The following is a 1,898-nucleotide window of genomic DNA, read 5'->3' on the forward strand; positions in this document are numbered from 1 at the left end:
GGAGTTATGTTGTTCCGCTCGCGGGGCGGCACGTCGTGTCACGGATCTCGATGCTCACGGGCAGCACGACCACTTCCGAGGCGTCCAGGTTCTGGGGAGCATCCGGAACAGCGTCGAGGAGACTGAGCAGCAACTCGGCGGCGATCTTCCCCTGACGGGCCAGCGGCTGGACGACCGTCGTCAGCTCGAACACCTCTGCCTTGTCGTGCCCGCCGAAGCCGATAACAGACATGTCCTCCGGCACGCGGAGCCTGGCACGGCGCAACGCCCGCAGCGCACCCATCGCCATCTCGTCGTCCGCGGCGAACACCGCGGTGGGCAGCGACTCGACCGCGAGCAGCTCAGCCATGGCCCGCTCACCTCCCCGCCAGGTAAAATCCCCGACCGCCTCCAACCCCGGGTCACATTCGATACCGGCAGCCGCGAGAGCCTCGCGGTACCCGCGCCGCCGATCCGCGGAAGCGGTGGAAAGCGCCGTCTCGCGATCATCTGATCCGTCCCCGGCCGCCTCACCCGAGATCAGCCCGATCCGCCGATGGCCCAGATTGATCAGGTGCTGTACCGCTGTACGGGCACCGCCGACGTCATCGACCCGCACGCTGGGGAAACCGGGCACGCTCGCGCCGACCAGAACACCTGGTATGTTAAGCGCTTGCAGGGAGTGCATCTCCATCAGCGTGAGAGGTGGACACAGGACGAGTACCGCATCGACCCGCTTACGCAGCGGCAGCGCATCGAAGGGGCCCGAGCCGTCCCCGAGGTTGTACAGCAACAGGTCCCGCCCGGCCCCCCGCAGCACCGCCTCGGCCCCCCTGAGGACCTGGAGGAAAACCCAGCTGGTCAGATCCGCGATCACCCCGATCGTGCGCGTGTGCCCGCTGGCCAGCCGGGACGCTTGCGGCGACGCCACATACTCCAGCTGCGCGGCAGCCTCCTGCACCCGTCGTCGGGTGCTTTCGGCGACGTAGGGTAGTCCACGCAACGCCCGCGACACCGTCGCCGTGGAGACGCCCGCCAACGCGGCCACCTCCTCGATGCTGCCGCCCATCCCGGATTCCTCCTCAGCGCCCGACCTCCCGCCGGAACCCACCAGGCGGCCAATCCACCAGGCGGCCAATCCACCAAGCGGCCAATCCACCAAGCGCCCGACCCTACAGCGTTTGCAAGCGATCCTACCTCAACGTGCGCAAGCGTTCACGGATCCGTTGATCTTCGGGGCCTTCTTCCGGGTCCGTACATGGGGGGTCAGCTCGCCATGCCTGCCAAGGTTCGGGTGAGACACTCACACGGGTGCGGTTGGCTACCGGTCGGGGACAGCTCTCGGCCGTAGCAGGTTGTCGATGTAGTGCTCGCGGACGGCCCGGTGCGCGGGCGCACCCGGCCTGTCCAGCACAATGCTCGCGCGGCTTGTCCGGACAACTGCGCCGCCTGAAACGCGCAAGGCTGCCTAGGTGAACATGGCAAACAGTTGTTCCCAACGAACCTGTTTCTCACGAACCACCCGGCGTAGCCACACCGCGAGCGGTTCGACAGCAACGGCGGCGGCCTGACCAGGCCCGCGTCGACGTCGTGTGGCGTGTGGGTGCAAGCGCCTGTCACCGGCGTACAGGCCCTCGCCGTTTACCGTGCCTACACTTTGGATCACACTCGATCTCGACAGGTGAGGTTCGACAGCACCCCCCACAGACCCCTGGAGGCCAGCGATGTTGGTGCCTTTCGGTGCATGTGATTTCCTTGATCGAGCGGTCACGGTGTATGGCAGACGTGTCGGTGTCGTGGACGAACCGGACCAGCCCGCCCAGCCGTGGCCGGACCTGACCTACGCCCGCCTGGGTGAGACCGCCCGTGCGCAGGCGGCGGGCCTGGACGCCTGAGCTTGTCGTTTAACCTGTCGGTCC

2 protein-coding genes are annotated in these 1,898 nt (G+C 67.2%); one reads left to right on the top strand and one right to left on the bottom strand.

All coding sequences use genetic code 11. The annotated features are described in order from the left end of the window. Positions 1-4: 4 nt before the first annotated feature. Positions 5-1,048 carry a LacI family DNA-binding transcriptional regulator gene (locus tag AC08OX_RS14660; protein WP_476608333.1) on the bottom strand — a complete coding sequence of 348 codons (1,044 nt, stop codon included), beginning with the start codon at positions 1,046-1,048 and terminating at the stop codon, positions 5-7. Positions 1,049-1,751: 703 nt separating this feature from the next. Here AC08OX_RS14660 and AC08OX_RS14665 point away from each other — a divergent pair. Beyond that, complete coding sequence (locus AC08OX_RS14665; protein ID WP_476608334.1) at positions 1,752-1,874, top strand: hypothetical protein; 123 nt, start codon at positions 1,752-1,754, stop codon at positions 1,872-1,874. Positions 1,875-1,898: the final 24 nt, after the last annotated feature.

This window comes from Frankia sp. CoBUL1 (genome assembly GCF_978021245.1).

Bases quoted from the DNA above. Each gene is read 5' to 3' on its own strand.
- AC08OX_RS14660 (WP_476608333.1), bottom strand. From the start codon at position 1,048: ATGGGCGGCAGCATCGAGGAGGTGGCCGCGTTGGCGGGCGTCTCCACG.